The following is a 26,222-nucleotide window of genomic DNA, read 5'->3' as shown; positions in this document are numbered from 1 at the left end:
AGGATGCTACCGGATGTGGCGTCGCGGCCGGTCGTCACGCGCGGCCACAAGCTCCCCCGGGCGGGCGCCTGCGGCGACACGCACCTCGCCGAAACCGAGGGCGCGCGCTTCGTCGGCCAGGCGCTCGCTACCGGCGAGGACGCGCGCGCGGTGGATCGCCGGGGCGAGGTCGGCCGGCAAATGCGCCATCAGCGTGGCCAGGGCTTCGCCGCTGCTCAGCGCGATCGCCCAGCGTCCGCGCGTGCGACGCAGGGCGTCGAAGTCGCGCGCGGTCGGCGCGCGGGGTTCGCGCGCATAGACATCGGCGCGCACGACCTCCGCGCCGCGCGCGCGCAGGCCCGGTGCGATGCGGTCGCGGCCGCCGGGCGCGGTGACCAGGCCGATGCGCGTGCCGTCGACGTCGCGCAAGGCGTCCATCGCGAGCAACGCGTCGCTGTCGGCGCGATCGGGCACGAGGACATCGTCGACGCCGTGGCGGCGCAGCGCAGCGGCCGTTCCCGCGCCGATCGCGAGCGTGCGTTGTCCGCGCCTGCGGCGCAGCGACACGGTTGCGGCGGCCGCGCGCACGGCGTTGGGGCTGGTGAAGATCGCGACCGGCGCGGCGAGCGCGTCGCGAAGGCGCGCGCGCGTGTCGGCGTCGTCGCGGATCGCGATGCGCATCGTCGATATCGCGATGCAGCCCATGCCCATCCGCGCAGCGGCGCGGCGCACGGCATCGTGCTGCCCCACCGGCCGCAGGGAGATCACGTACCATGCCGGCGGTCGTGGTTTCGCGGTCGCGCGCATGTCGCGCAGCTTGTTGCTTGCCGCGCCGCCCCGCAACCGCAGGTCCCCGATTCGATGACGCTGGCTTCCAACGAACACCTCCTGTCCTGGCTCGACGCGCACTACCGCGGCATGCCGCCGGTCGCCGCGATGGAGGTCGCGATCGCCGGGTACGACGGAGAGAAGCTGCGCCTGACCGCGCCGCTCTCGCACAACGTCAACGACAAGGGCTGCGCGTTCGGCGGCAGCCTCTCGTCGCTGATGACGCTGGCCGCGTGGGGCGTGGTGACGCTGCGCATCCAGGGCGCGGGAATGCGCGCCGATGTCTTCGTCGCCGACAGCCAGGTGCGCTACGTCGCGCCCCTGTACGCGGACCTGGCGGCCGAAGCCGAGGCCGCGCCCGAAGCCGACTGGCACGCGTTCCTCGCGACGCTCGCCGAACGTGGCCGCGCGCGCACCGAACTCGTGGCGCGCGTCGGGCTTCCGGAAGGCGGCGACGCCGCGACCTTCCGGGCCCGTTTCGTCGCCTTCCGAAAAGGCTAGGATGCGAGCGTCGAGCTTGGGGAAGGGGACACCGATGACCATTCGAATCCGTGCTGCCTGGATGGCGCTGTGCCTGTGCCTGCTCGCGCTCGCGGGCTGCGCTTCATCCGGGCACGACAGCAACCAGCTGGAGCGCAACCAGTACGCGTACTCCGCGGCGATCCGCTGGGGCGACTTCGAAGGCGCGTGGATGCTGGTCGATCCGAAGTACCGCGACGCGCACCCGCTGAGCGAGCTCGAACTCGAGCGCTACAAGCAGATCCAGGTCGCCGGCTACCGCGACATGGCGTCGCAGACCCTGCCGGATGGCGACGTGGTCCGCGAGATCCAGATCGAGGTCGTCAACCGCCACACCCTGACGCAGCGCTCCACGCGCTACACCGAACGCTGGCACTTCGACCCGGTCTCGAAGACCTGGTGGCTGGCGGGCGGCCTGCCCGACTTCTTCAGCGAATAAGCCGGGCTTCGGCGGGGCCAGTTACAATCGCGGCCCGCTCCAAGGCCCGACCCCCGTGAACTTCGAAGAACTGCTGGCGTTCGCCGGCCGCCACGTTTTCTACGTGATCGCCCTCGTGGGCATCACGGTGTTCCTGCTCTACACCGAGATCGCGCGCCTGTTCCGTCCGTTCAAGGCGCTGCGCCCGGCCTCGCTGACCGCGCTGATCAATCGCGAGAATGCGCTGGTCGTCGATTTCTCGGCGACGGCGGAGTTCGAGAAGGGCCACATCCCCGGCAGCAAGAACGTGGTGATGAGCCAGTTCGACCCGGAGAACAAAGTGCTGGCGAACGCGAAGGCGATGCCGGTGGTCGCGGTGTGCCGCACCGGCCAGGCTTCCGAGGGCGCCGCCAAGCGCCTGAAGGCCGCCGGCTTCGAACAGGTCTACTGGCTCGACGGCGGGATCCTCGCCTGGCAGCAAGCCGACCTGCCCCTGGTCAAGGGTCGCTGAGCCCGCATCGCATCTGCCGACACGCGCACGGGCCGATCCCGGGGCGCGTGCCATAATCGCCCCCCTTTTCTTTTTCCAAGCATTCGCGGAGCAGCAACGATGTCCGAAGAGACGACCCCCACCGGCGCGGTCCAGGCCCAGCCCGGCGCGACCTTCACGGTCGAGAAGATCTACGTCAAGGACGTCTCGTTCGAGGCCCCCGGCGCTCCGCAGGTGTTCAACGAATCCGGCGCGCCGGAGCTGCAGATGAACCTCAACCAGAAGGTGCAGCGCCTGAGCGACACCGCGTTCGAAGTCGTCCTCGGCGTCACGCTGACCTGCAACATGGCCGGCAAGACCGCGTACCTGTGCGAAGTGCAGCAGGCCGGCGTGTTCACGCTGGCGGGCTTCGAAGATGCGGGCGTCGACGCGATGCTCGGCACGCAGTGCCCGAACCTCCTGTACCCGTACGCCGCGGCGACCGTCGCGCAGCTGATCCAGGTCGGCGGCTTCCCGCCGTTCTTCATGCAGCCGATCAACTTCGAAGGCCTGTACGCGGAAAACCTGCGCCAGCGCGCGCAGCAGATGACGTCGGGCAACACCGACCTCGGCGGTACGGAGACGGTCGGCAACGCCTGACCGCCCATGGCGACTGACGCTTCGGACAATCCGTTGTCGGTCGCCGTTCTCGGCGCGGGGTCGTGGGGCACCGCGCTCGCCACGCTGATCGCGCGCCACGGACACCGCACGGTGCTGTGGGGCCGCGACGCGGCGGCGATCGAAACACTCAACACGACGCACGCGAATGCCCGCTACCTGCCGGGCATCGCGCTGCCGTCGTCGCTGCGCGCGACGCACGATCTCGCCGACGCGATGCGCGGCGCCGATCTGGTGCTCGTCGTCGTGCCTTCGCACGCCTTTGCCGAAACGCTGCGCGCGCTCGCACCGCATCGTCCTTCGCGTGCGGGCGTGGCGTGGGCGACGAAGGGATTCGAACCCGGCAGCGGTCGCTTCCTGCATGAAGTCGCGGGCGACGTGCTCGGTAACAGCGGCCTGGTCGACGACGTGCCGCTGTCGGTCGTCACCGGCCCATCGTTCGCGAAGGAAGTCGCGCAAGGCTTGCCGACCGCGCTGACCGTGCACGGCGATTCGCCGGCGTTCACGCAGCAGGTCGCCGACGTGCTGCACGGTCCCGCGTTCCGCGCGTACACCGGCGACGACATGCTCGGGGCCGAACTCGGCGGCGCGATGAAGAACGTGCTCGCGGTGGCGACCGGCGTGGCCGACGGCATGCAGCTCGGCCTCAACGCGCGCGCCGGCATGATCACGCGCGGCCTCAACGAAATGCTGCGGCTCAACGCCGCGATCGGCGGCAAGGCGGAAACGCTGATGGGCCTGGCGGGCCTCGGCGATCTCGTGCTCACGTGCACGGGCGATCTGTCGCGCAATCGTCGCCTCGGCCTCGCGCTCGGTCGCGGACAGCAACTCGAAGACGCGGTGCGCGAAATCGGCCAGGTCGTCGAATCGATCCAGACCGCCGACGAAGTGATGCGCCAGGCCGGCCGCCACGGCGTCGAACTGCCGATCTCCGCCGCGGTGCAGGCCGTCCTGCATGGCGACATCACGCCGGCCGAAGGGCTGCAGCGCCTGCTCGCGCGCGACCAGAAGCCCGAATACCCCGAAGCGCTGTTCCGCTGAAGCGCGTTCGCTGACGCAAAAAAGAAGCCCGGCTTTCGCCGGGCTTCGCATCGCACTGCACGAGGGAATGCAGCGCGAAGTCCGTCCCTTCCGGGATGCGCTTACCAGGTAAAGCGCGGGCCCACGAAGTACTGCATGTCGCCGCCTTCGATGAACTTCACTTCGCCGGCCACGCCCCAGTTGGCGTTGAACTTGGCCTGCGCGCCGAGCTTGCCGTAGAAGTCGCCGTCGACCTGCTCGTAGTCTTCCCAGCCGGCCATCGCATAGCCTTCGAACATGTCGTTCGCGGCGCCGCGGATGCCGACTTCGGTGCTGTAGCCGTCGACGTCGAAGGCCTGGCCCGCGTCGAACTTCTCGTAGGCCACGCGCGTGACGAGGTCGATCTTCGGCGCGATCTGGCGGTTGTAGCCGACGCCGAAGCGGTACTGGTCGAAGTCGAAGTTCGTGTCGTCGAATTCCTGGTTCTGCCAGCCGCCGAAGAAGTGGAAGTTCTCGTGGAAGGCGACCGAGCCGTCGACGCCGAAGCCGTCGGCGTCGAGGCCGCCGTTGTTCGGGTTGGTGGCGACGTAACCGCCCTGCACGTAGTTGTAGGAGATTCCGTCGGCGGCCGAGGCGGCGAACGGCGTGGCCGCAAGGACGGCCAGGAGGAAGAGGGAACGCTTCATGCGGAAAACCTTCTTGGTCATGGGGGAGGCTGGCGTCCCTTGTTGAGTCGGGAAGCTCAGCGGCGGCGATCTTTCCAATTTCCTTACAAACGCGCGCTGAATTCAGAACTGGCGGGTACAGGAACTTTTCAGCACCCGGTCAGTCATGGCGCGCGGAGGAAGTCGGTGATCGGCCCACGGCCGTGATCAGAAGGCGGCTTCGATGTAGGCGTAGATGTAGTTGGATCCGCCGTCGACGGTGCCGAGCAACTGCGAGCTGGCGAAGATGCCGGAGCGGTGCGAGACCGCGAATCCGAAGTACACGTCGTGCCAGCGCTTGTTGCCGAACAGGTCGCCGATGCTGACGTCGACGCTCGGCTCGAGGTAGTTGAGCAACTTCGACGTGTTCTCCCCGCGCCGTGCCTGCGCGGTGACTTCGGTGTAAGGCACGCGCTCGGCGTACGAAACGCCGATACCGAAGCCGAGGCGCGTGTTGACGCGATGGCTCCACGGGAAGCCGTAGTAGAACGCCTTCATGTACGCATCGAGTTGCCACCCGTTCGGCTGGCGGCCCTTCTCGAGGTGACGCAGCACACCGGCATAGCCGACGAGGTCGAGCGGCCATCCGTTGAGCCGCGACACGAACGGGCGACCGACATGCACGCCCGCGACGTCGGTCGGATCCACGTCGTTCAGGCTCACGCACTGGAGCGTCATGATGCGCACGAGGTGACAGCCCTCGCCGCTGTCGCGCCCGTAGAAGACCTTGACCCACGTCGGCGCGTCGTCGTCGTCCCAGCGCACCTGGCCGTTGCCGAAGTCGTAGGTCGCACCGGCCATCACGCCCCAGCGCACGTCGTCGTTCGCGATCGGGCTGTCGCGAATTTCGGACGAGAGATGCGTTGCGTACACGCCTCCGATCAGGCTCCAGTTCTGCAGGATGCGGTACCTGCCGTACAGCGCGAGCGTGGTGTTCCATCCGGCGCCGGCGTCGTAGGCCGCGCGGTCGGGCCGTTCCTCGAATGTCTCCACGCCGTAGTAGTAGTCGTTGAGGTCGGCGCTGCGCCACGACACGATTGCGACCGGCTCCAGGCGCCAACGGTCGCCCTGGATCGTGTAGCCGTAGCCGAGGCGCACCTCCGTGCCGTGCGAGATGTCGGCGACGTCGTGGCGCACGCTCAGGTCCCAGCGCGACGCGCCCTGCTGCAGGTAGAAGCGCGCACCGAGGTCCGCCCCGGTGTTGCGCACCTCCATGCCCTCGAGCGACGGCGGCGCCGTGTCCTCCGGATACCCTTCGAGCCGGCGCTCGACGAACGCCTCGACGCCCATCGTGTCGTCGTGCCACACGCGCACCCCGGCCTCGTTCGCGCGCAGGAAGAAGCGTTCGCCCTCGTAGAGGTAGAGCGGCAGGAAGTCGTCGCGCCTGCCGCCGTCGCGGTAGGCCGAGGACTCGCTGCGGAAGACGAAGCCCAGTGCGGCGCTGCCCGGTTCCTCAAGGACGGTGCCGAGCAGCGCCTCCTGCGCATCCGCCTCGACGGCAAGCGAACACAGCCCCGGGCCGAGCGCGGCCGCAATCGCCCAGTGGCGCCACCGCGAACGGGTGCGTCCATGCAGTTGGGACTGCCGGGAGATCGGGGACCCCAAGACGGTGTCGTCCTTCCGAGCCGCGAATGGCGGAATCTCGTTCAGGCCCCGTCGGGGTTGCGTGAAGCCATCGTCACGCCTTCCCCGTATCTCCCTATGTGACCTCGACGTGTGCCCTACCCTTGTGCACCGGCCGTGCCGTCCCCAACAGCGTTGGAGGGGAAGTCTGCGGTCGTCGGCCCTGACGGATCGGCGACACCCGATGTGGCATCAATCGCCCGCTGCCTGAACCGGAGCGGCCGGTCGTTGTTGCATGACTGCAACACTGCGAACTTTTCCACCCCCTCTCGATCCAAGAAGGCCATTGCTAGAATTCGCGCCATGACCCAAACACCGCTCGCCACCGCCCTCGTCGCCAACAACCTGCCGATCCCGAGCGCGCTCGGATCGCTGGATGCGTACATCGGTGCGGTGCATCAGATCCCCGTTCTCTCCGTCGACGAAGAGCAGGCGCTCGCGCGTGCGTTCCGCGATGGCGAAGACCTCGACGCCGCCAAGCAGCTCGTGCTGTCGCACCTGCGCTTCGTCGTCCATGTCGCGCGTGGCTACAATGGCTACGGCCTGCAGATGGGCGACCTGATCCAGGAAGGCAACATCGGCCTGATGAAGGCGGTGAAGCGCTTCGACCCGACGGTCGGCGTGCGCCTCGTCAGCTTCGCGGTGCACTGGATCCGCGCCGAAATGCACGAGTTCATCCTGAAGAACTGGCGCATCGTGAAAGTCGCCACGACCAAGGCGCAGCGCAAGCTGTTCTTCAACCTGCGCAAGAGCAAGACGCGCCTGGGCTGGATGAACGCCGAGGAAGTGCGCGCCGTCGCCGCCGACCTCAACGTGTCCGAACGCGAAGTGCTCGAGATGGAATCGCGCCTGTCCGGTCGCGACATCGGTTTCGATGCGCCCACCGATTCGGACGACGACCACGCGCCGCCGGCGCCGGTCGCGTACCTCGTCGCCAACGACGAAGACCCGTCGCAGGCCTACGAACGCGCCGACAGCCAGGACAATCAGCTCGAACTGCTGCGCGAAGGCCTCGCGCGCCTGGATGCGCGTTCGCGCGACATCGTCAAGCGCCGCTGGCTCGACCCCGACAGCAAGGTGACGCTGCAGGAACTCGCGGACGAGTACGGCGTGTCGGCCGAGCGCATCCGCCAGGTCGAAGCGAATGCGCTGAAGAAGATGCGCGCGTTGTTCACCGCGTAACGCGTCGATCAATCGAAGCACGAAGAAAACGGCGCCGCGAGGCGCCGTTTTCGTTTCCGCGTGCACGCGATCACGGCACGCGACGCGCGGTTACAGGTACACGAGGTCCATCGTCAGGCTGCCGTCGATCGTTTCCGGCGCCGGCAGCATCAGCACCGTCGTCGGCGCGATGGTCGGACGCACTTCGATGTCGAGGCTAGCCGTCGTCACCGACGACGGACCCGCCGCAGCGGTGCCGAACGCCACGAACTTGCGGCCGGTGCCGTGTTCGAGGAACGCATCGCCCGTCGGCGACGCCCACAGGTTGCCGACGGTGTTGGGCGCCGTGATGAACGTCGACGGCGCGCCGTCGGCCATCGGCGTCTTCGCGACGGCTTCGTAGAAGCCGATCGAAACGCCTGTCGACGTCTTGCCCAGTCCGAACGACGCGTCGCCCGTGCGCGTCGAAGAGCCCCCGCGATTCTCCGTGATCATCGCGGCGACCTTCGTCGGCGCGGTGCAGTTGATGTCGACGCTGACCGAACCCGCGGGCAACGCAGTCTCGGCCTGCGGATCGAGGTCGATTTCATTGATCGCGCCGAGCGCGACGATGCCGCCGTTGGTCAACGCGAGCGTGCACGAGCCCGGCACCAGCAGGCCGGTGGCCTTGAGCTCGGCGAAGCTCTGGGCGAACGCGGCCGGCGCGGCGAGCGCGATCAGCGCGGAAGTGAGCAGTTTGTGGCGCAGCTTCATGGAAAAAATCTCCTTTGCGAATTGGGGCGAGGGCCGACGCCGGCTCACAGGTAGTTGATCTGGATCACGGCGCTGCCATCCAGCGGCGTGTCCTGCGTAAGCATCAGTTCGCTGCGTCCATTGATCTGGGCCAGCAAGTCGAGGTTCCAGCTGGCCGTGCTTACGGCCTGCGGCGCCGCGGCGCCCCATGCGCGAAACTTTTGCGGTGCGCCGGCGTGGTTCTCCATGTGCCAACCGAAATCCGCCGCGGTCCAGGTCACGCCGTCGGTGCTTTCGAGCGTGTCGACCGGTGCTCCGTTGATCATCGCGTCCTCGGTCATGATTCGCCAGCCGCCGATAGGCTGACCGGTCGAGGTCAGGCCGAAGCCGAACCATTCGGCGATGCTTTGCAGGTTGGTTGCGACCGTGCCCATCTGGTTGTCGTGCACGGTCATCGAAATCAGGCGCGGCGACGTGCACGTCACGTTGAGGCTGATGGTGGGTTCGGTCGGAAGTGTCTTCATGCCGACGTCGAGCAGCGTGCTCGTGTCGACCGTGCCGAAGTCGCCGACACCGCCGCTGCCGAGCACGATGCTGCAAGGACCAGGCACGAGCGTACCGGTGACGGACAAATCGCCGGAGCTTTGCGCGAACGCGGGCAACGCGAAGCACGCGAGCAGGGGAACGCAATGGAAGGAATTGCGGAGTTTCAAGGGAATGCTCCTTGGTGGGAGAAAACGAGGCCGGAATCGGCCGCGCCACGTCACCACCTGGAGCAGACTTGCTCAATGAGACATCGTCTCCGATTGCACGCGCAATTCGCGCGCACGGAACTCGCGCGCGTCGCACACGCACGGCGTCAGCGCGACATCGTGTCCTTGCCGAGGACGATGCGTGCGTTGCGTTGATACGTCCAGTACGCCATCGCCCAGTCGAGCAACACGACGACCCGGTTGCGGAATCCGATCAGGAAGAACACGTGCGCGACGAGCCAGAACACCCACGCGAAGTAACCGGAGAAATGCCAGCCGTGCAGGTCGACGACGGCGGCGCGGCGGCCGATCGTCGCGAGGTTGCCGTAATCCTTGTAGCCGAACGGCGGCGGCGCCGGCTGATTCGCGAAGCGCGCGCGCAACACGCGTGCGACGTAGCTGCCCATCTGTTTCGCCGCGGGCGCGACGCCGGGCACGAGGCGCTCGCCCCACTTCACCGTCGCGAGATCGCCGGCGATGAAGATCTCCGGATGCCCGGGCAACGTGAGATCCGGTTCGACCGCGACACGGCCAGCGCGATCCAGCGGCACATCGAGTGAACGCGCGAGCGGCGATGCCGCCACGCCCGCGGCCCACAACACCGTGCAGGCTTCGACGCGCTGGTCGCCGAGCACGAAGCCTTGCGCATCGATCGACGACACCGGTACGCCGGTGCGCACTTCGACGCCGAGGCGAGCGAGTTGCTTCGCCGCTTTCGCGGACAACGCTTCCGGGAACGTCGCGAGCACGCGCGGCCCTGCTTCGAGCAACAGCACGCGCGCGCTGCCCGGATCGATGTTGCGGAATTCCTTGCGCAACGTGTGGCGTGCGATCTCGGCGAGCGTACCCGCGAGTTCGACGCCCGTCGGGCCACCGCCGACGACGGCGAACGTCAGCAACGCGGCGCGACGCGCGGGATCGCGTTCGGCCTCCGCGCGCTCGAACGCGGTGAGCACGCGCCGGCGGATCGCGAGTGCGTCGTCGAGCGTCTTGAGGCCCGGCGCGTGCGGCGCCCATTCGTCGTGGCCGAAATACGCGTGGGTCGCGCCGGTACACACCATCAAGGCGTCGTACTCGAGCGCATCGCCGCTGGCCAACTGCACGCGCCGCGCGGTCTTGTCGATCACGGTCGCTTCGCCCATGAGCACGGTGACGTTGCGCTGCCCGCGCAGGATGTGGCGCAGGGGCGCCGCGATGTCGGGCGCCGAGAGGCCCGCGGTCGCGACCTGGTAGAGCAGGGGCTGGAACAGGTGGTGGTTGCCGCGATCGAGCAACGTGATGCGCACCTTCGCCGATGCGAGCGCGCGCGTGGCCCACAGCCCCGCGAAACCGCCCCCGACGATCACGACATGCGGGACTGCGTTCATTGACGCCACCTTTCGTGCCTGCGCCTATCATCGCCCGGCGATGGGTGCCTTGTCCGCCTTTTTGGTCCTGGGAATCGCGATCGCCGCAACGTGCGGCGCGAGTGCGAGCCCTCGGCAACGCGACGATGCGCGCGCCGCGGACCGTCGCGCGATGGTCGAAGAAATCCGCGGCGAACACGCCGCGACGCCCATCGACCGGCGCGTGCTCGACGCGATCCGCCGTGTTCCGCGCCACGCGTTCGTCCCGGCCTCGCAGGTGTCATACGCCTACGACAATCGGCCGCTGCCGATCGGCTACGGCCAGACCATCTCGCAGCCCTACATCGTCGCGTTGATGACGCAGCTCGCCGCGCCGGAGACCACGCATCGCGTGCTCGAAATCGGCACCGGCTCCGGTTACCAGGCCGCGGTGCTCGCGTTGCTGGCCGGCGACGTGTACACGATCGAGATCATCGAACCGCTCGCCGCAACCGCGAAGGAACGGTTAAGCACGTACGACAACGTGCGCACGCGCGTCGGCGATGGCTACTACGGTTGGAAGGAGGCCGCGCCGTTCGACGCCATCGTCGTCACCGCGGCCGCGGAGAGCGTGCCGCCGCCGTTGATCGCGCAGCTCGCACCCGGCGGACGCATGGTGATTCCGGTCGGCACGTCGTTCTTCACGCAACGCCTGCTGCTGGTGACGAAGGACGCCAGGGGGCGCGTGCGCACGCGCAGCGTATTGCCGGTGCGCTTCGTGCCGTTGACGGGCGATCACTGAGCGCACGCGCATGCGCGTCCTGCGCCTGTCGTGCGCGATCGCGCTGGTGTCGGCGGGGGCGCTCGGCTACCAGTTGCTCCTCTTGCGTTGGCTGGCGATCGCGCACTGGCATCCGCTCGCCGTCGTCATCATCAGTCTTGCGTTGCTCGGGCATGGCGCGAGCGGGAGCGCGCTGAGCGTCGCGGGCGCGCGGGCGGTTGCGCGTTTCGACGTGTTGTTCCCGGCGGCGGCGATCGCCTTCGCCGCGTGCGCGATCCTCGTATTGCCGCTCGCCGCCGCGATCCCGTTCAACGGATTGGAACTCGCGTGGAATCCGCGCCAGCTCGGTTGGTTCGCGATGCTGTACCTGGTGCTGTCGGTGCCGTTCTTCTTCGCGGCGTGCTGCTTCGGGCTCGCGTTCGCGCGCTTCGGCAGCGACATTCCGCGCCTGTATGGCGCGGATCTGCTCGGCGCCGGCGCGGGTGCGATCGTCGCGCTCGTGTTGCTGCGATGGCTGCCGGTGGAGCGCGCGGTCGTGACCGTCGCGACGTTCGGTCTCGCGGCGGCGCTGGTGATGTTGCCGATGCGGCGCGCGTTGTGGCTCGGCGTGCCGCTCGCCGTGCTCGCGTTCGTCGCGAGCACGCGCCCACCGACACCGCCGGTGAACGAGTTCAAGGCGCTCGCGAAAGCGCTGCTCGTTCGCGACGCGCGCGTCATCGCCTCGCGCGAAGGCGCGTACGGCTGGGTCACCGTCCTCGAAAGCCCGCGCGTGCCGCTGCGCCACGCGCCGGGGCTGAGCCTGTCGAACCTGCAGGAGCCCCCGCGCCAACTCGGCGTGTTCCTCGACGGCGACGCCGCGGGCGTGATCGTCGACCGGCGCGACCCGGCGGCGCTCGCGTACTTGCGACGCAGCACGTCGGCATTGCCGTACGCGGTGCGTGCGCGATCGAACGTGCTGGTGCTCGGCGCGGGCGCGGGCATCGACGTCGCGCAAGCGCTCGCGGCAGGCGCGAGGCGCGTCGACGCCGTCGAACGCGACGCACGCATCGTGGCTCTCGTACGCGGGCCGTACGCCTCCTTGGCCGCGCATCTCTACGACGACCCGCGCGTCCGCGTGCGCATCGCCGACGCGCGCGGCTTCCTGCGACACGATCGCGCTCGTTACGACCTCATCGTCTTCGCGCAGGGTACGTCGTTCGCCGCGGGGAGCGCGGGTGTGCAGGCGGTCGCGGAGGATTACGGCGCGACGGTCGAAGCCTTGCACGACGCGCGCGAGCGTCTCGCGGAAGGTGGCATCGTCGCGATCACCGCCTGGGACAAGCAGCCTCCGCGCGATGCGCTGAAGGTCTTCGCGACCGCGGCCGAAGCAGGGCGCGACGCCGACCCCGCCGCATCGATCGCGATGCTGCGCAACTGGGATGCATGGACGTTGATCGCGAAGCGCGGTGCTTTCACGTCGGAGGAAGTCGGCCGCATCCGTGCCTTCGCCGACGCGCAAGGCTTCGACCTCGTGCACGTGCCGGGCATCCGCGCGAACGACGCCAATCGCATCCACGTGCTGCCGCGCGACGATGCGTTCCTCGGCGCGCAAGAACTCCTGTCGCCGCGCGCGCACGCGTACATCCGCGACTACAAGTTCGACATCGCCCCCGCGCGCGACGATCGCCCGTACTTCGCCAATTTCTTCCGCTGGTCGACGTTGCCCGAACTCTGGCGCCTGCGCGCGCAGGGCGCGGCGGTGCTGCTCGACTCGGGCTACCTGCTGCTCGTCGCCGCGCTGGTGCAGGCGATCCCGCTGGGCGCCGCGCTCGTGTTGCTGCCGCTGCTGGTGTTGCCGCGCGCGAGCGGCGTGTCCCGCTGGCGCGCGGGCGTTTACTTCGTCGCGCTCGGTCTCGGCTTCCTCTTCATCGAGATCGCGTGCCTGTCGCGTCTGCCGTTGCTCGTCGGCCATCCGTTGCTCGCCTTCGGCGCGGGGCTCGCGGGGTTCCTCGCATTCGCGGGCCTGGGCAGCACGTGGGCGCAGGGATGGATCGCGCGCAGTCGCGACGCGATGCCGCGCATGGCGCGCATGGCGGTGCTCGCGATCGCATTTGGGTTGGCGTGGCATTTGTTCGCGTATCCGCTCGCCTTGTCGATCGGCGCCGCGTGGCCACCCTGGGTGCGTGCGGGACTTGCGTTGGTCACGATCGCGCCGGTCGCATTCGCGATGGGACTCCCGTTTCCGTTGGGGTTGTCGCGGCTTGCACGCGAGGCGCCGGCGTTCGTACCGTGGGCATGGGGATTGAACGGTTGTGCCTCTGTCGTTGCGGCGATCGCGGCCCTGCTGGTCGCGTTGCACGTCGGACTGGTGGCGACGCTCGCGATCGCGTTGATCGTGTACGCGATCGGCGCGTGGGCGTGGCGTCAATAGAGGTCGACGGGATCGACGTCGACCGACCAGCGCAGGCGCCTGCCTTCGGGCGCATCGCGCAACGCGGGCAGGCCTGCATCGAGCGCCGCGTGCAACGCGCGTCGCTGCGGCGCGGACACCAGCAACTGCGCGCGCTGGAATCCCGCGCGACGCGGCATCGGCGCGGGCAGCGGGCCATGCACTTCGACACCGGGGATGTTCGCCGCATCGAAAATCTGCTTCGCCAGCGAGAGGAACGCGGCCGGCGGCTCCGCCGACTTTGCTTCCGCACGCAGCAACGCGAGATGCGCGAACGGCGGGAAGCCCGCGGCCTCGCGTTCGACGAGTTCCTGTTCGGCGAACGCGCGATAGCCGCCCGAGATCAGCACCTGCAACAACGGGTGCGAGGGATGGTGCGTCTGCAACCACACCTCGCCCGCGCGTCGCGCGCGCCCGGCACGTCCCGCGACCTGGATCAGCAATTGCGCGAGCTTCTCGCCCGCGCGGAAATCCGCGGAGAACAGGCCCTCGTCGATGCCGACGACCGCGACCAGCGTGAGGTTCGGCAAGTCGTGGCCCTTCGCGAGCATCTGCGTGCCGACGAGGATGCCGGCGCGGTCGCCGAGTTCGCCGAGCAGCGATTCGAGCGCGTCGCGGCGCCGCGTGCTGCCGCGGTCGACGCGCAGCACCGGCACATCCGGGAACAGCTCGATCAAGCGCTCTTCGAGTCGCTCGGTGCCCACGCCCTGCGGTTGCAGCGCGAGGCCGCCGCAATCGGGGCACGCCATCGGCGCGGGCTGGCGCGCGCCGCAGTGGTGGCATTGCAGGCGTCGCCCGCCCGCATGCACCGTCATCGGATGCGGATGATCGGGCGTGCTGCAGCGCTTGCACGCCGCGCTCCAGCCGCAGTCGTGGCACAGCAGCACCGGCGCGTAACCGCGGCGGTTGCGGAAGACGAGCGCCTGGCCGCCGGCATCGACGGTCGCGCGCAACTTCGCGAGCAGATCGGCGGACAGGCCCGCATCGAGCGGACGCTTGCGCACGTCGAGCACGCGGACGGTCGGCGGCTTCGCATCGCCCGCGCGTTGCGACAGGCGCACGTGCGTGTAGCGGCCGGTCTGCGCGTTGTGCAGCGATTCCAGCGAAGGCGTCGCGCTGCCGAGCACGACCGGCACGGCGAGCGCCTTGCCGCGCACCAGCGCGAAGTCGCGGGCGTGGTAGCGGATGCCGTCCTGTTGCTTGTAGCTGCCGTCGTGTTCCTCGTCGATCACGATCAGGCCCGCGTCGGGCAGGGGCGTGAAGATCGCCGATCGCGTGCCGACGATGACGCGCGCCTCGCCGCGCGCGGCGGCGGCCCACACGCGCGCACGCGCCGCGTCGGTGAGGCCCGAATGCAGCGCGTGCACTTCGATCCCGAGCCGCGCGCGGAAGCGTGCGAGGGTCTGCGGCGTGAGCCCGATCTCCGGCACCAGCACGAGCGCCTGGCGGTCGCGCGCGAGGCAGTCGGCGATCGCGTGCAGGTACACCTCGGTCTTGCCGCTGCCGGTGACGCCTTCGAGCAGCACCGCGCCGAAGCCGTCCTGCGCGGCGATCGCGTCGACTGCGGCGCGCTGCTCGTCGTTGAGCGCGGGACCCGGCACGCCGGCCGATGCGATGCGCTCGGGCGCGGCGCGATACGACTCGGCCATTCCGCGCGTGGCGAGCGTGCGCGCCGCGGTGCGCCAACCGGGCAGTGCCTCGTCGAGCTCGTCCTCGCTGCGCGCGCGCGACGCCAGCAGATCCGCCAGGCGATGCGGCAGCGCGTCGCGCCTGAGCTTCTCGGTGGCGGCGCCTTCGACGACCCGCCACATCGCGACATCGGTTTCCGGCACCGGCGCGCCTTGTCGCAACGCAGCAGGCAACGCGGTCGCGAGCACTTCGCCGAGCGGGGCGTGCGCGTAGCGCGCGAGCCAACGCAGCGATTCGAGCAACTCCCCGTGCAGCAACGGCGCACCGTCGAGCACGGCCAGCGCCGGCTTCGTTTCGCGCGCGCCGTCTTCACCAGGGCCGCTGCCGACGACGACACCGATGAGTTCGCGCGCACCGAACGGCACGCGCACACGCGCGCCGATCGGCACATCGGCGGTGGCGAATCCATCGGGCGCGCGATAGTCGAACAGCCGAGCCAGCGGCACCGGCAACGCGACACGCAACATTGCGTCGGAAGAGGACATCGCGTGCAGTCTAAGCGGCCGATGCATCGACATTGCTGCGCGCATGAATGCGTGGCGCCCCATGCTCCCGAGTGACCGCATTGGTTTGCCGCGCATTGCTGCCTTCACTGTGACGTAAGTCATGCAAGCTGGTGATCCCAAAAGGGTTTCGTCCTTATCCACACGATCTGTGGATAAATCTGTGCATGGCGCGTTTCCGCAGCTGTCCTGAAGGGAAAAAACGTGTGTTAGCTCTACGTTGGTGAAAAAAGTGCCATCCCCGCAGACGCCAAGGAAATCAACAGCTTGGGCGTGAAACCAAGTTGTAACGCGGACCGATCCCGTCCCGCCCCTCGCCCATATGACGGTCGCGTTATCGCTGTGCACAACCGTTTTCGGCGAAAGCCGCGCCGGGCTTGGAGGAGCGGGATTCGGGGCCTTCGTCAAGCCGTTCGTCGGTCTCGATTTGCATCGCCGCATGGCTATCATCGGAACCCGATGAGCACGCCGAACGCATGACCGCCGACGCCCCCACGAATACCGCGTCGACGGGCGCAACGGCCGCTTTCCTGCGCGGCGTCGAACGACGCGCCGCGCTGCTCGCGCAATGCCAGTGCGGATCGGAAGCGAAGGGCGACGCGGCGGTCGCCGCCGCGCTCCGCGCCTTCACACGCATCGCGCCCGACGCACCGATGGCGGTCTGGCCGGTGCGCTTCTGGTCCCTGCTGCTCGCCGCACCCGACCTGCGCCGCAGTGCCGACGATGCCGCGTGGCCGTCGACATGGGCGCCGCTCGCGCAGCTCGGCAACGGACCGCGCGCGGCGTTGTTGTTGCGCCTGGTCGCGGGCCTGGAGATGGACGACGCGGCCGCAGCGCTCGGTGTGTCCTCCGATGCGTATCGCACCGCGTTGCAGCGCGCCATTCCGTATCGCGAGGACGGAACGCCCGATCGCGACGCCTGGCTGGCGTGGGTCGCCGCGGTGCGCGTGGAGATCGAAGGCATGCAGCCCGACCGCCTCGGGCGGCTGCATGCGCCGCCGCAGGCGACGCGCGCGATGCCCGGACGCACGACGGAGGCCGTCGACGCGCGCTCGGCGCCTGCGGGCCGCCGGTGGCGTCCGATCGCGGTCGCCGCGGGCGTCGCCATCGCCGTCGGTGCCTTCGCGTACGTCGGGTGGCGTGGACATTGGTTCGGCGACTTGCCGTTCCGCGGCGACCTCGTGCGCACCGCGCCGTTGCCGCCGGCGGATCCGCCGGTCGCGCGTTACGACGCGGACCTCGGCGCGTGGACGCATCGCGACTTCCTGGCGATCGCCGATCCCCAGGGCGTCGCGCGCGCCGGCGACCTGCCGTTCTTCGCGTGGTACGCCGCGCTGCTCGCCGTGCAACCCGCCGCCGACGCGCAGGCGCCTGCGTCGAGCGTGGCCGCGCCCGTGCCCGCCGCGGTGCTCGCCGCGCCCGCGACGCTCGCGATGCCCGCGATGCCCGCGACATCGGACCCCGCGCCCGCATTCGTCGCACCCTCGCGCACGCGACCGCTCGCGATCCCGCGGGACATCGCACTTCCCGCATCGACGAGCTCGGTCATCGCGCGCATCCCAGCTCCGATGCAGGACGGCATGCGCGACCAGGCGACGCTGTGGCACGCGTGGACATTCGCGCAACGCCAGGGCTTCGCGCAGCGCGCGAAGGAATGGGACGCGCAGCCGCGCGCCACGCAGGCGACCCTGCGCGAACGCTACAACGCATGGCGTCGCCTGGATCCCGTGGCCGCCGAAGCCGTCGAAAACGCGGTGCAGGCCTTCGCCCGGCGCACGCCGGAAGAACAGGCGGCGCTACGCGCGCAATTCGACGCACTGGAACCGCTCGCGCAACGCGGCTGGCTGCTCGGTCCCGCGATCGGCGTGGATTACCCGAAGCTGCAACCGCTCCTGGCGCAGATGCCCGAAGCGCAGCACGCGCCGATGCTGCGTGCGTTGCGCCGCATGACCAGCGCCGAGCGCGCGGATCTGTCCGTGCTCGCGCAACGCGTGCCGCCGCACGAACGCGCGGATCTCGTGCGCGCGCTGCTGTCGACGGCAGACGAGCGTCGCGGGGCGTGGTTGCAGATGCGCCTCGCGCAGTAAGCGCGGGGCCGCGACGTCAGGGCCGAGTCCGCGACGTCAGAGTGGGGTGTGGCGCAGCACGCGGCGGCGGATGCGCACGCCTTCTTCGCCGAAGCGTTGCAGGCCGTCGAGGCGCATGCGTGGGGCGTGTTCGCGCAGGTAGTTCTCGAGCGACGCCAGGTCCTCGACCTGGTACCGCACGCACAAACCCTGGCGACCCGCGGTCGGCAGCGGATCGACGACTTCGTGGACCACCGCCTGCTTGAAGCCCGGCAGCGCCAGCATCTCGGCGACATGCGCCGCGAGCCATTCGCGGTAGGCCGCGGCGATGGCCACGTCGAATTCCAGGTTGACTTCGTAAACGACCATCTTCACATCCAGACGAGGCCCGCCAGCATGGTGAACGCGGCACCGAAGCTAAGCAGGACGGAATAACAGAGCCCCAACAGGCAGTATTTCAGCACGGTCATCGGCCAGCCTTGACCGTAGACACGCTTCTGCATGATGAGCAGGTACAGCGGCATCCAGATCGCCAGCGCCACCTCGAGCAGGCGGATGAACGAGCGAACCGGACCCGCCGCGGCGCCGAAGGCATCCTGCAGCGCCATCAGCAGGAACATCCCCAGCAGCGCCAGGCACAGGAACGCATGGCTGTGCAGGGCGACGATCAGGTGTTCCATGTACAGCCGACGCTTGAACGCGTAAGCGAACTTCAGCATCAGCGCGAACAGCGGCAGCATCACGAACAGCGTCGTCGGGACGGTGCTGAGTACCGCGTCCTTGATGAGGTTCGGATCCTGCTCGCCGCGGCGCACATTGTCGCGGAAATGGCCGACCTGTTGGTTGATCTTGCGATTGGCCGCTTCCGGCAGCCACGAAACGCGCAGCGGGTTGGTCTGCGGATCCCACGGCTTGCCGTTGAAGGAAATCGAGCCGTCGTCGTCGTCGACGATGAGCCCCGAGCCGGGGGGCGGGGGCGGCGTGCCGGCCTTCGTGGCGGCTTCCAGCGCGGCGATGCGTCGATCGGCGCGCGACTTGATCGCGTCCGCGGCGGCGTCCAGGCCGACCGAAACGCCCGGCGTCTGCGCGGTGTCGCGCTTCGCCGTCGCCAGGCCTTCGAGGGCGGCGTCGCGGCGCTGCTTCACCTCTTGCACGGTCTTCGCGCTGTCGATGTCGTCGTTGCCGTTCGCGCCGACCTTCATCCCGCTGAAGTCCACCGACAGTTGCGCGACGAAGAACGTGACGATGCTGAGGAACACGAACAGCCGCACCGGGCTGACGTAGCGGATGCGGTGGCCTTCGAAATATTCGAGCGACAGGTAGCCGGGCTTCGCGAACAGCGGCCATAGCGTGCGGAACACGCGCGCGTCGATGTTGAGGACGCTGTCGAGGAAGTCGCCGATGATGCTCGTGAAGTGCCGCACCAGCCCTTTCACCGGCTGGCCGCACGCATAGCAATGCTCGCCCATCAGCGGCGAGCCGCAGTTCTGGCAGGCCGGCCGTGGCTGCGCGGCGGCGCTCGTGGTGGTTGGATCGCTGCTCATGGGGTCCCCTGACTGGCGGCTAAGATAGCGATGCTCCGCAACCGGGCGCCAGCGCGAATGCGCGGCTCCCTTCACGATCAACCCCTTCCGATGACCCCCAAGCCCTCCGCGCCGCCGTTCGCGCGCGAATTGCGCACCAGCGCGACGCTCGCAGCCCCCCTCGTCCTCGGCCACCTGTCGACGGGCCTGATCGGCTTCGTCGACAGCGTGATCGCCGGTCACCATGGCACGCAGACGCTCGCCGCGGTGGCGGTGGGCACGGCGTTGTTCTGGCTGCCGATGATGGTACCGATGGGGACGCTGATGGCGTTCCCGCCGTCGGTGTCGCAGCTCGACGGCGCGGGGCGTCGCGACGAGATCGCGCCGCTGTTCCGCCAGGCGTTGTGGCTCGCGGCGATGCTGGGCGTCGTGTTGTTCACGTTCCTGAGCGTGGTGACCGTCGCGCTCGAGCCGATGGGCATCGCGCCGGAGATCCGTCCCGGCGCCGTCGCCTTCCTGCACGGCATTCGCTGGGGCGTGCCCGCGCTGACGCTCTACCTGTGCATGCGCTACCTCAGCGATGGATTGCATTGGACGCTGCCGACGATGGTGCTCGGCTTCGGCGGCCTGGTCGTGCTCGTGCCGCTGGGTTATGCGTTGACCTGGGGCGTCGGCGGCTTGCCGGAACTCGGCGCGGGCGGCCTCGGCCTCGCGTCGGCGGCGATGATGTGGGCGCAGGCGATCGCGTTCGCGGTGTACCTGCGGCGCGCGAAGCGTTTCGAATCGCTGGGCCTGTTCGCGCATTTCGAAACGCCGAAGTGGCCCGTGCTGAAGTCGCTGCTCGCGACCGGCCTGCCGATCGGCGTGACGGTGATGATGGAAGGCGGCTTGTTCATCGCGACCGCGTTGCTCATCGGACGACTCGGCGGCGTCGAAGTGGCCGCGCACCAGATCGCCATCAACGTTTCGAGCCTGTGCTTCATGATCCCGTTCGGCCTCGCGGAAGCGACGACCGTGCGTGTCGGCCACGCGCTCGGCCGCGGCGATCGCGACGGGCTGCGCCGCGCGGCGTTCGCCGGCTTCACGCTGATGTTCGCGACGCAGGCGGTGTCGGGCGTGCTGCTGCTGTTCGGCAACCACCAGCTCGCGAGCCTCTACACGGCCGACACGGCGGTGGCCGCGCTCGCCGCGACTCTGCTGTTGTACGCGGCGGCGTTCCAGTTCCCCGACGGCGTGCAGGTGCTGTCCGCCGGCGCCCTGCGCGGCCTGCGCGACACGCGCCGCCCGATGCTGCTCGCCGCGCTGGCCTACTGGGGCGTCGGCATGCCGCTCGGCGCCGGGCTCGGCCTCGGGCTCGGCTGGGGACCGCAGGGCATGTGGATCGGCCTGATCGTCGGCCTCACGACTGCGGCCGTGTTGTTGTCGACACGATTCTTGCGCTCGTCCAAGCGCACCCCCATGGACGTTGGCATGGCGCCGGCCATGACCGACGGCGCATGAAGTCCACACACGCCAGCCGCTAGGCTAGGGCATCCCCGGGATGCGCCGCCGCGCACCCCACCCTGGAGTCGAAACGCAATGAACGAAGTCCGCCGTCGTGGCCCCATCGCCCGCGCGATCGTCGGGATCTGGGACGCGATGAATTTCACGCGGCGCCTGGTTTTCAACGTGCTGTTCTTCGGGCTGCTGATCTTCCTGTTGATGCTGATGTTCTCGGGCGGCGGGCTGCGTCCGCTGGACAACCGCACGACGCTGGTGATCGCACCGGAAGGCAAGCTCGTCGAGCAGTACAGCAGCGACCTGGCCAGCCGCGCGCTCGCGCGCGTGATGGGCGATCGCGAAGGCGAGGAAGTGCAGCTGCGCGATTTGCTGCGCGCGCTGGAAGCCGCGCGCACCGACAAGCGCATCGAACGCGTGTACGTGCGCTTCGATCGCCTCGAACCCTCCGGTTACGCATCGCTGCGCGAAGTCGCCGCCGCGCTCGCGAACGTGCGCGCCGCGGGCAAGCAGGTCGTCGCGTTCGGCGATTACTACCAGCAGGAGCAATACCTGCTCGCCTCGCAGGCCAACGAGGTGTACCTGGATCCGATGGGCGGCCTCGTGCTCGAAGGCCTCGACCGTTATCGCCAGTTCTATCGCGAAGGCCTGCAGGACAAGCTCGGCGTCGACGTGCACCTGTTCAAGGTCGGCGAGTTCAAGAGCGCGGCCGAACCCTACGTGCTCGACGCCGCGTCGCCGCAGGCGAAGGAAGCCGACCTGTTCTGGATGAACGACGTGTGGCAGCGCTTCCTCGCCGACATCGCGAAGGCGCGCGACCTGTCCGCGCAGAAGCTCGCCGCCGGCATCGACACGCTGCCCGAATCCATCGCCGCCGCGCGCGGCGACCTCGCGCGCCACGCGTTGCAGCAGAAGCTCGTCGATGGCCTGAAGACGGAAGAGGAAGTCGACCACCTGCTGATCGAACGCGGCGTCGCCGATCCGGATGCCGAAGGCGGTTTTCGCCAGGTGTCGTTCGACACGTACCTGACGCACATCGACAACGGCTTGCAGAAAGTCGATCCGCGTCCGCAGGTCGCGGTGGTCGTGGCCGAAGGCGAGATCACCGGCGGCGAACAACCGCCGGGCACGATCGGTGGCGAATCCACCGCGGCTTTGCTGCGCGAAGCGCGCGACGACGACAACGTCAAGACGGTCGTGCTGCGCGTCGACTCGCCCGGTGGCGAGGTGTTCGCGTCGGAGCAGATCCGCCGCGAAGTCGTCGCGCTGAAGGCTGCGGGCAAGCCTGTCGTCGTGTCGATGGGCGACCTTGCCGCGTCGGGCGGATACTGGATCTCGATGGACGCCGATCGCATCTACGCCGATCCGTCGACGATCACCGGTTCGATCGGCATCTTCGGCGTGATCCCGACGATCCCGCGCGCGCTTGAGAAGATCGGCGTGCGCACCGACGGCGTGGGCACGACGCGATTCGCAGGCGCGTTCGACATCACGCGCGACCTCGATCCCGCGGTCGGCGACATCATCCAGTCGGTGATCGAGAAGGGGTACCGCGACTTCACCACGCGCGTGGCGAAAGCGCGCAAGCGTCCGGTCGACGACATCGATGCGGTCGCGCGCGGTCGCGTGTGGACCGGCGCGCAGGCGCGCGAGCGCGGGCTGGTCGACGCGTTCGGCGGTCTGCAGGCGGCGATCGACGATGCGGCGACGCGCGCCAAGCTCGGCAAGGCCGATGCGTATCGCGTGCGCTACATCGAGAAGGAAGCGACGGCGTTCGAACGTTTCTTCGCCGGCTTCGTGTCGAGCCGCGCGGGCAGCGCGTGGATGCACGACTCGAGTTTCGCGCAGGGCGTCGCGCGTGCGGTGCTCGCGCGCAACCTGCCGCAGGTCGACGCCGACCTGCGCTTCCTCGACAGCGCACTCCAGAAGCGCCCGGGCTCGCCGGTGAAGGCGCTCGCGTATTGCTTCTGCGAGTTCTGACCTGACGCGCTTGTCGGCGTCGACGCGCTCGTCAGCGCGTCATTGACCCGACGGCGGGCTCGCATTGCCCGCCGTCTGCGCATCGATGTCGGCGGCCTGTTGCTGCCCCTGTTCGAGCACGGTGCCTTCGACGGCCTTCGCCTTGTCCATCGGCGCCTGGATGCGTTCGAGCAACTGCGTCGCGGGCGGCTCGCGCTTGCTCGCGTCGTTCCAGGTCGCGGGGTCGGGCTGGTGCGCCGTCGTCGACGCCTGCGGCTCGGGCCGGCGTTCGGTCTCGGGTTTCTCCGGCTTCGAGCAGGCGGCGAAAGCAAGGACACACAGCGCCAGGGCCAGGGTTCGCGTCATCGCGGCATCGTCCAGTGGAAGGCAGCGGCTATCCTACGCCGGCGCGTGCCGCGCACAACGACCCGACCCCGAGGAGTTCGCATGGACCCGAAGCGCTGGCGACTGGATGGACAGCTCGCCCTCGTCACCGGCGGCAGCGCCGGCATCGGACGCGCGATCGCGCGCGAGTTGCTCGGCTTCGGCGCCGACGTGCTGCTGGCCGCGCGCGATGCCGCGGGCCTGGAGTCGGCACGCAACGAACTCGCCGAAGACTTCCCCGATCGCGACGTGCAGGTCTTCGTCGCCGACGTCGCCGAAGACGAACAACGTCGCGAATTGCTCGATTGGGTCGAGGACTTCGGCGAAGGCTTGCACATCCTGGTCAACAACGCCGGCGGCAATCTCACCAAGTCGGCGGTGGAATACAGCGAAGACGAGTGGCGGCAGATCTTCGAGATCAACCTGTTCTCCGCGTTCGAACTCTCGCGCTACGCGCATCCGTTGCTGACGAAGCACGCGGCGTCGAGCATCGTGAACGTCGGCAGCGTGTCGGGCGAAACGCACGTGCGCAGCGGCGCGCCGTACGGCATGAGCAAGGCCGCGATGCACCAGATGACGAAGAACCTCGCGGTCGAATGGGCCGAGGACGGCATCCGGGTCAACGCGGTCGCGCCGTGGTACATCCGCACGCGCCGCACGCAGGGCAAGTTGTCGGATCCGGATTACCTGGACGAAGTGCTGCTGCGCACGCCGCTGGGCCGTATCGGCGAACCGGAAGAGGTTGCGGCCGCGGTGGCGTTCCTCTGCCTGCCTGCGGCGTCGTACGTGACCGGTGAGTGCATCGCGGTCGACGGCGGATTCCTGCGTTACGGATTCTGATCGACGCCCATTTTCTGACGGACGGTCGTTCGCTTCACCTGCCGCTTAAGCGACGCGCGTCATGCTCGACCGGCCCCGTTCGGGAGTCGACGGTCATGCTTGCCCACCTGCTTCGCATGTCGTGCCTGGTGTCCGTCGTCGCGATCGCCGCCGCGTGCGGCAGCGACTCGGTGAGCGGATCGCTCACCTTCGGCAACACGCCACCGGTGTTCACCTCGCCCTCGTCGGTATCCGTGGCCGAAGACACGGCCGGCGCGTTCTACACCGCGGCGGCCACCGACATGAACAACGATGCGGTGACGTTCCGCATCACCGGCGGCGACGACCAGGAGTTCTTCAACCTCACGGGCGCGGGCGCGTTGTCGTTCGTCACGCCGCCCGACTTCGAGAATCCGCAGGACACCGGCGCCGACAACACGTATCGCGTCGCGCTCGGTGCGTCGGACAGCACGTCGACGACGCAGATGACGCTCACCGTGACCGTCACCGATCGCGACAGCCTCGCGTTCCGCGTGCGCCGCGTCGTGCAGGCGCTTGCGTCGCCGGTGTTCATCGCGCCGGTGCCCGACGGTTCGGGGCGCATGTACGTGGTCGAGCTCGCGGGCCGCATCCGCATTCTCTCGCCCGGCGACGGCACGATCGCCGCGACCGATTTCCTCGACCTGCGCGGACAGGTGTCGACGAGCGGCGAACGCGGATTGCTGGGCTTCGCGACGTCGCCCGACTTCCCGACCTCCGGTCAGTTCTACGTCTTCCTCACCGATCTCGTCGGCACGATCGAAGTGCGGCGCTACACGGTGTCGGCGTCCAATCGCGACATCGCGGACACCTCGACGATGCGCGTGATCCTGCGGCAACCTCATCCGCTGGCGAACCACAACGGCGGTTGGATCGGCTTCGACGGCACGGGTTACCTGCATGTCGCGATCGGCGACGGCGGCGGCAGCGGCGATCCCGACGACAACGCGCAGAACCCGGACACCTGGCTCGGCAAGATCCTGCGCATCGACATCACGCGCGACGCGTTCCCCAACGATCCGACGCGCAACTACGCCGTGCCCGTCGACAATCCTTTCGCGAGCGCCGGTGGCGCACCCGAAGTGTGGGCGCTCGGCCTGCGCAATCCGTTCCGCGCGAGCTTCGACTTCGGGCCGTTCGGCACCGGGCTAGGCGCGCTCATCATCGGTGACGTGGGGCAGGATACCGTCGAAGAAGTCGACGTGATGCTCGGCCCCGAGGACAACGAGGGCGTGAACTTTGGCTGGGCGCAACGCGAGGGCACGCGCACGTTCAAGGGCCCGGAGAGTTCGCGCTTCCGTGCGCCGGCGGCGGAATACCTGCATGGGTCCGGTCCGCGCGAAGGCGCGACGGTGATCGGCGGCGTGGTGTACCGCGGCCCGGTGGAACGCTTGCGCGGCGAATACATCTTCGCGGACTTCATCGAAGGCAACGTGTGGTCGATTCCGATCGACGCGCTGTTCGCCGCGCCGCCGACGGTGAGCAGCGACAACTTCACGTTGCGTAATGCCGACTTCACGCCCGATGCCGGCGCGATCAACAATCCGGTCGCGTTCGGCACGGACCAGGGCGGCAACGTGTACATCGTCGATCTCGACGGTGAGGTGTTCGCGATCGAAGGCGCCTCCGCGTCGGCGCAGCCGGCACCGCGGCAGGCTGCGCGATCGCGCGCGAATGCGAGCACAACGCGACCGGCGCCGAAACAGCACTGGTGCATCGAAGCCTGGGACGGTCACACCGTGCGCTGGATCGACGGCAACATGGTGCTCGCCGGCCAGGGCTTCGCCTGCGTGCGCAAGCATTACGACCGGACCGCGGAGGATCGTCGCGCCGACCTGCTCGAGTGATGCAACGCGCGCATCAACGAAAACGCCCGCGGATGCGGGCGTTTTCGTTGGGGGTGATGCCGCCAAGCTCAGCGGTTGCCTTCGCTTTCCTGGCCGCCGAATTGGGTGGTTTGTGTGTTCTGCGTGGTGTTCTGGTTGCGATTGCCGCCGGAGGCTTCGCCGCCTTTCCGGCCGATCATCGACATGTGCTCGCGGTCGCGGCTGACTGCCTCACCGCCTTTCTGCGCGATCTTGCGCTGGGTTTCCGGGTCCATGCTTGCGAATCCGCGATTGCTCGTGCCGCGTGGGGTGTTGCCGGTGGTCTGGTTCGCCATGCTCCAACCTCGTGCGTGGGGGAAGGGGAGCAGCGACCATAGGGAAGCGCCGGTTAGAAAGTTGCGTGGTGCAAGTCAAGAAAAAGTAAGTCGGCGCAATTCATCCGCGCATCCACGCGATTCGCACAATGAAAACGTTTGTCATGAAAGCGTCGTGCGCAGTGC

General features: G+C 68.7%; 24 protein-coding genes. 13 read left to right on the top strand and 11 right to left on the bottom strand.

What is annotated here, in order from left to right; all coding sequences use genetic code 11:
* Positions 1-6: 6 nt before the first annotated feature.
* Positions 7-786: a uroporphyrinogen-III synthase gene (locus LK996_RS07725; protein WP_230526538.1), complete on the bottom strand. Its 780-nt coding sequence runs from the start codon at positions 784-786 to the stop codon at positions 7-9.
* 54 nt (positions 787-840) lie between these two features.
* Here LK996_RS07725 and LK996_RS07720 point away from each other — a divergent pair, with 54 nt between their 5' ends.
* From LK996_RS07720 to LK996_RS07700, 5 genes are all read left to right on the top strand, one after another.
* The gene (locus LK996_RS07720; RefSeq protein WP_230526537.1) at positions 841-1,308 is read left to right on the top strand and encodes a YiiD C-terminal domain-containing protein; all 468 of its coding nucleotides are present in this window, start codon (positions 841-843) and stop codon (positions 1,306-1,308) included.
* A 34-nt stretch (positions 1,309-1,342) separates the two neighbouring features.
* A complete protein-coding gene (locus LK996_RS07715) occupies positions 1,343-1,765 on the top strand; it encodes a hypothetical protein (RefSeq protein WP_230526536.1) in 423 nt (140 codons plus the stop codon).
* 55 nt (positions 1,766-1,820) lie between these two features.
* On the top strand, positions 1,821-2,255 hold the full coding sequence (locus tag LK996_RS07710) for a rhodanese-like domain-containing protein (RefSeq protein ID WP_230526535.1): 435 nt from the start codon (positions 1,821-1,823) through the stop codon (positions 2,253-2,255).
* A gap of 99 nt (positions 2,256-2,354) precedes the next feature.
* Positions 2,355-2,873, top strand: a complete 519-nt coding sequence (gene secB, locus LK996_RS07705) for a protein-export chaperone SecB (protein ID WP_230526534.1) — start codon at positions 2,355-2,357, stop codon at positions 2,871-2,873.
* Between the two features lie 6 nt (positions 2,874-2,879).
* Entirely contained in the window at positions 2,880-3,932 is a 1,053-nt protein-coding gene (locus tag LK996_RS07700; protein WP_230526533.1) for an NAD(P)H-dependent glycerol-3-phosphate dehydrogenase, read from the top strand.
* 101 nt (positions 3,933-4,033) lie between these two features.
* Here the strand turns inward: LK996_RS07700 and LK996_RS07695 are convergent, their stop codons facing one another.
* Together LK996_RS07695 and LK996_RS07690 are read right to left on the bottom strand one after the other, a co-directional pair.
* Complete coding sequence (locus LK996_RS07695) at positions 4,034-4,597, bottom strand: outer membrane beta-barrel protein (protein WP_230526532.1); 564 nt, start codon at positions 4,595-4,597, stop codon at positions 4,034-4,036.
* A 186-nt stretch (positions 4,598-4,783) separates the two neighbouring features.
* Complete coding sequence (locus tag LK996_RS07690) at positions 4,784-6,220, bottom strand: MipA/OmpV family protein (protein ID WP_230526531.1); 1,437 nt, start codon at positions 6,218-6,220, stop codon at positions 4,784-4,786.
* 321 nt (positions 6,221-6,541) lie between these two features.
* On the opposite strand from LK996_RS07690, the gene rpoH reads away from it, so the two are divergent.
* Complete coding sequence (gene rpoH / locus LK996_RS07685; protein ID WP_230526530.1) at positions 6,542-7,420, top strand: RNA polymerase sigma factor RpoH; 879 nt, start codon at positions 6,542-6,544, stop codon at positions 7,418-7,420.
* Between the two features lie 90 nt (positions 7,421-7,510).
* Here rpoH and LK996_RS07680 read toward each other — a convergent pair whose 3' ends face one another.
* The 3 genes from LK996_RS07680 to LK996_RS07670 form a co-directional block, all read right to left on the bottom strand.
* Positions 7,511-8,152 carry a DUF1120 domain-containing protein gene (locus tag LK996_RS07680; RefSeq protein ID WP_230526529.1) on the bottom strand — a complete coding sequence of 214 codons (642 nt, stop codon included), beginning with the start codon at positions 8,150-8,152 and terminating at the stop codon, positions 7,511-7,513.
* A 44-nt stretch (positions 8,153-8,196) separates the two neighbouring features.
* On the bottom strand, positions 8,197-8,844 hold the full coding sequence (locus LK996_RS07675) for a DUF1120 domain-containing protein (protein WP_230526528.1): 648 nt from the start codon (positions 8,842-8,844) through the stop codon (positions 8,197-8,199).
* Positions 8,845-8,990: 146 nt separating this feature from the next.
* Entirely contained in the window at positions 8,991-10,250 is a 1,260-nt protein-coding gene (locus LK996_RS07670) for an NAD(P)/FAD-dependent oxidoreductase (RefSeq protein WP_230526527.1), read from the bottom strand.
* Between the two features lie 49 nt (positions 10,251-10,299).
* Between LK996_RS07670 and LK996_RS07665 the strand changes: the two genes are divergently transcribed.
* Positions 10,300-11,010 carry a protein-L-isoaspartate(D-aspartate) O-methyltransferase gene (locus LK996_RS07665; protein WP_230526526.1) on the top strand — a complete coding sequence of 237 codons (711 nt, stop codon included), beginning with the start codon at positions 10,300-10,302 and terminating at the stop codon, positions 11,008-11,010.
* Positions 11,011-11,020: 10 nt separating this feature from the next.
* Complete coding sequence (locus tag LK996_RS07660; RefSeq protein ID WP_230526525.1) at positions 11,021-13,399, top strand: spermidine synthase family protein; 2,379 nt, start codon at positions 11,021-11,023, stop codon at positions 13,397-13,399.
* Here the strand turns inward: LK996_RS07660 and LK996_RS07655 are convergent.
* Entirely contained in the window at positions 13,393-15,591 is a 2,199-nt protein-coding gene (locus LK996_RS07655) for a primosomal protein N' (protein WP_230526524.1), read from the bottom strand. The two genes, LK996_RS07660 and LK996_RS07655, sit on opposite strands and share 7 nt — an antisense overlap.
* A 494-nt stretch (positions 15,592-16,085) precedes the next feature.
* Here LK996_RS07655 and LK996_RS07650 point away from each other — a divergent pair, with 494 nt between their 5' ends.
* Positions 16,086-17,696 (top strand): DUF3106 domain-containing protein, encoded by a 1,611-nt coding sequence (locus LK996_RS07650; RefSeq protein WP_230526523.1) that lies wholly within the window; start codon positions 16,086-16,088, stop codon positions 17,694-17,696.
* A gap of 36 nt (positions 17,697-17,732) precedes the next feature.
* On the opposite strand, the gene LK996_RS07645 is transcribed toward LK996_RS07650, so the two are convergent.
* Positions 17,733-18,044 (bottom strand): DUF4286 family protein, encoded by a 312-nt coding sequence (locus LK996_RS07645; RefSeq protein ID WP_230526522.1) that lies wholly within the window; start codon positions 18,042-18,044, stop codon positions 17,733-17,735.
* Positions 18,045-18,046: 2 nt separating this feature from the next.
* Positions 18,047-19,393 carry a DUF3667 domain-containing protein gene (locus LK996_RS07640; protein WP_230526521.1) on the bottom strand — a complete coding sequence of 449 codons (1,347 nt, stop codon included), beginning with the start codon at positions 19,391-19,393 and terminating at the stop codon, positions 18,047-18,049.
* Here LK996_RS07640 and LK996_RS07635 point away from each other — a divergent pair.
* Together LK996_RS07635 and sppA are read left to right on the top strand one after the other, a co-directional pair.
* Positions 19,310-20,698 (top strand): MATE family efflux transporter, encoded by a 1,389-nt coding sequence (locus LK996_RS07635; RefSeq protein ID WP_230526520.1) that lies wholly within the window; start codon positions 19,310-19,312, stop codon positions 20,696-20,698. The two genes, LK996_RS07640 and LK996_RS07635, sit on opposite strands and share 84 nt — an antisense overlap.
* Before the next feature lie 78 nt (positions 20,699-20,776).
* Complete coding sequence (sppA, locus tag LK996_RS07630) at positions 20,777-22,675, top strand: signal peptide peptidase SppA (RefSeq protein ID WP_230526519.1); 1,899 nt, start codon at positions 20,777-20,779, stop codon at positions 22,673-22,675.
* Positions 22,676-22,714: 39 nt separating this feature from the next.
* Here the strand turns inward: sppA and LK996_RS07625 are convergent, their stop codons facing one another.
* Positions 22,715-23,020: a hypothetical protein gene (locus LK996_RS07625; protein ID WP_230526518.1), complete on the bottom strand. Its 306-nt coding sequence runs from the start codon at positions 23,018-23,020 to the stop codon at positions 22,715-22,717.
* A gap of 81 nt (positions 23,021-23,101) precedes the next feature.
* Here LK996_RS07625 and LK996_RS07620 point away from each other — a divergent pair, with 81 nt between their 5' ends.
* A complete protein-coding gene (locus LK996_RS07620; protein ID WP_230526517.1) occupies positions 23,102-23,878 on the top strand; it encodes an SDR family oxidoreductase in 777 nt (258 codons plus the stop codon).
* 95 nt (positions 23,879-23,973) lie between these two features.
* Positions 23,974-25,743, top strand: coding sequence for a PQQ-dependent sugar dehydrogenase (locus LK996_RS07615; protein ID WP_230526516.1), 1,770 nt, complete (start codon positions 23,974-23,976; stop codon positions 25,741-25,743).
* A gap of 68 nt (positions 25,744-25,811) precedes the next feature.
* Here the strand turns inward: LK996_RS07615 and LK996_RS07610 are convergent, their stop codons facing one another.
* A complete protein-coding gene (locus LK996_RS07610; protein ID WP_230526515.1) occupies positions 25,812-26,057 on the bottom strand; it encodes a KGG domain-containing protein in 246 nt (81 codons plus the stop codon).
* Between the last annotated feature and the right edge of the window lie 165 nt (positions 26,058-26,222).

The organism is Noviluteimonas lactosilytica, assembly GCF_020866925.1.
GTDB lineage: Bacteria > Pseudomonadota > Gammaproteobacteria > Xanthomonadales > Xanthomonadaceae > Noviluteimonas > Noviluteimonas lactosilytica.
Note: the sequence above shows the minus strand (reverse complement) of the source record. Positions and strands in the feature narration are given on the sequence as shown.

Coding starts and splice junctions, on each gene's coding strand:
- sppA (WP_230526519.1), top strand. CDS start 20,777: ATGAACGAAGTCCGCCGTCGTGGCCCCATCGCCCGCGCGATCGTCGGG.
- LK996_RS07660 (WP_230526525.1), top strand. CDS start 11,021: ATGCGCGTCCTGCGCCTGTCGTGCGCGATCGCGCTGGTGTCGGCGGGG.
- LK996_RS07610 (WP_230526515.1), bottom strand. CDS start 26,057: ATGGCGAACCAGACCACCGGCAACACCCCACGCGGCACGAGCAATCGC.
- LK996_RS07695 (WP_230526532.1), bottom strand. CDS start 4,597: ATGAAGCGTTCCCTCTTCCTCCTGGCCGTCCTTGCGGCCACGCCGTTC.
- LK996_RS07645 (WP_230526522.1), bottom strand. CDS start 18,044: ATGGTCGTTTACGAAGTCAACCTGGAATTCGACGTGGCCATCGCCGCG.
- LK996_RS07680 (WP_230526529.1), bottom strand. CDS start 8,152: ATGAAGCTGCGCCACAAACTGCTCACTTCCGCGCTGATCGCGCTCGCC.
- LK996_RS07615 (WP_230526516.1), top strand. CDS start 23,974: ATGCTTGCCCACCTGCTTCGCATGTCGTGCCTGGTGTCCGTCGTCGCG.
- LK996_RS07620 (WP_230526517.1), top strand. CDS start 23,102: ATGGACCCGAAGCGCTGGCGACTGGATGGACAGCTCGCCCTCGTCACC.
- LK996_RS07670 (WP_230526527.1), bottom strand. CDS start 10,250: ATGAACGCAGTCCCGCATGTCGTGATCGTCGGGGGCGGTTTCGCGGGG.
- LK996_RS07720 (WP_230526537.1), top strand. CDS start 841: ATGACGCTGGCTTCCAACGAACACCTCCTGTCCTGGCTCGACGCGCAC.
- LK996_RS07625 (WP_230526518.1), bottom strand. CDS start 23,020: ATGACGCGAACCCTGGCCCTGGCGCTGTGTGTCCTTGCTTTCGCCGCC.
- LK996_RS07635 (WP_230526520.1), top strand. CDS start 19,310: ATGACCCCCAAGCCCTCCGCGCCGCCGTTCGCGCGCGAATTGCGCACC.
- rpoH (WP_230526530.1), top strand. CDS start 6,542: ATGACCCAAACACCGCTCGCCACCGCCCTCGTCGCCAACAACCTGCCG.
- LK996_RS07655 (WP_230526524.1), bottom strand. CDS start 15,591: ATGTCCTCTTCCGACGCAATGTTGCGTGTCGCGTTGCCGGTGCCGCTG.
- LK996_RS07715 (WP_230526536.1), top strand. CDS start 1,343: ATGACCATTCGAATCCGTGCTGCCTGGATGGCGCTGTGCCTGTGCCTG.
- LK996_RS07700 (WP_230526533.1), top strand. CDS start 2,880: ATGGCGACTGACGCTTCGGACAATCCGTTGTCGGTCGCCGTTCTCGGC.
- secB (WP_230526534.1), top strand. CDS start 2,355: ATGTCCGAAGAGACGACCCCCACCGGCGCGGTCCAGGCCCAGCCCGGC.
- LK996_RS07725 (WP_230526538.1), bottom strand. CDS start 786: ATGCGCGCGACCGCGAAACCACGACCGCCGGCATGGTACGTGATCTCC.
- LK996_RS07650 (WP_230526523.1), top strand. CDS start 16,086: ATGACCGCCGACGCCCCCACGAATACCGCGTCGACGGGCGCAACGGCC.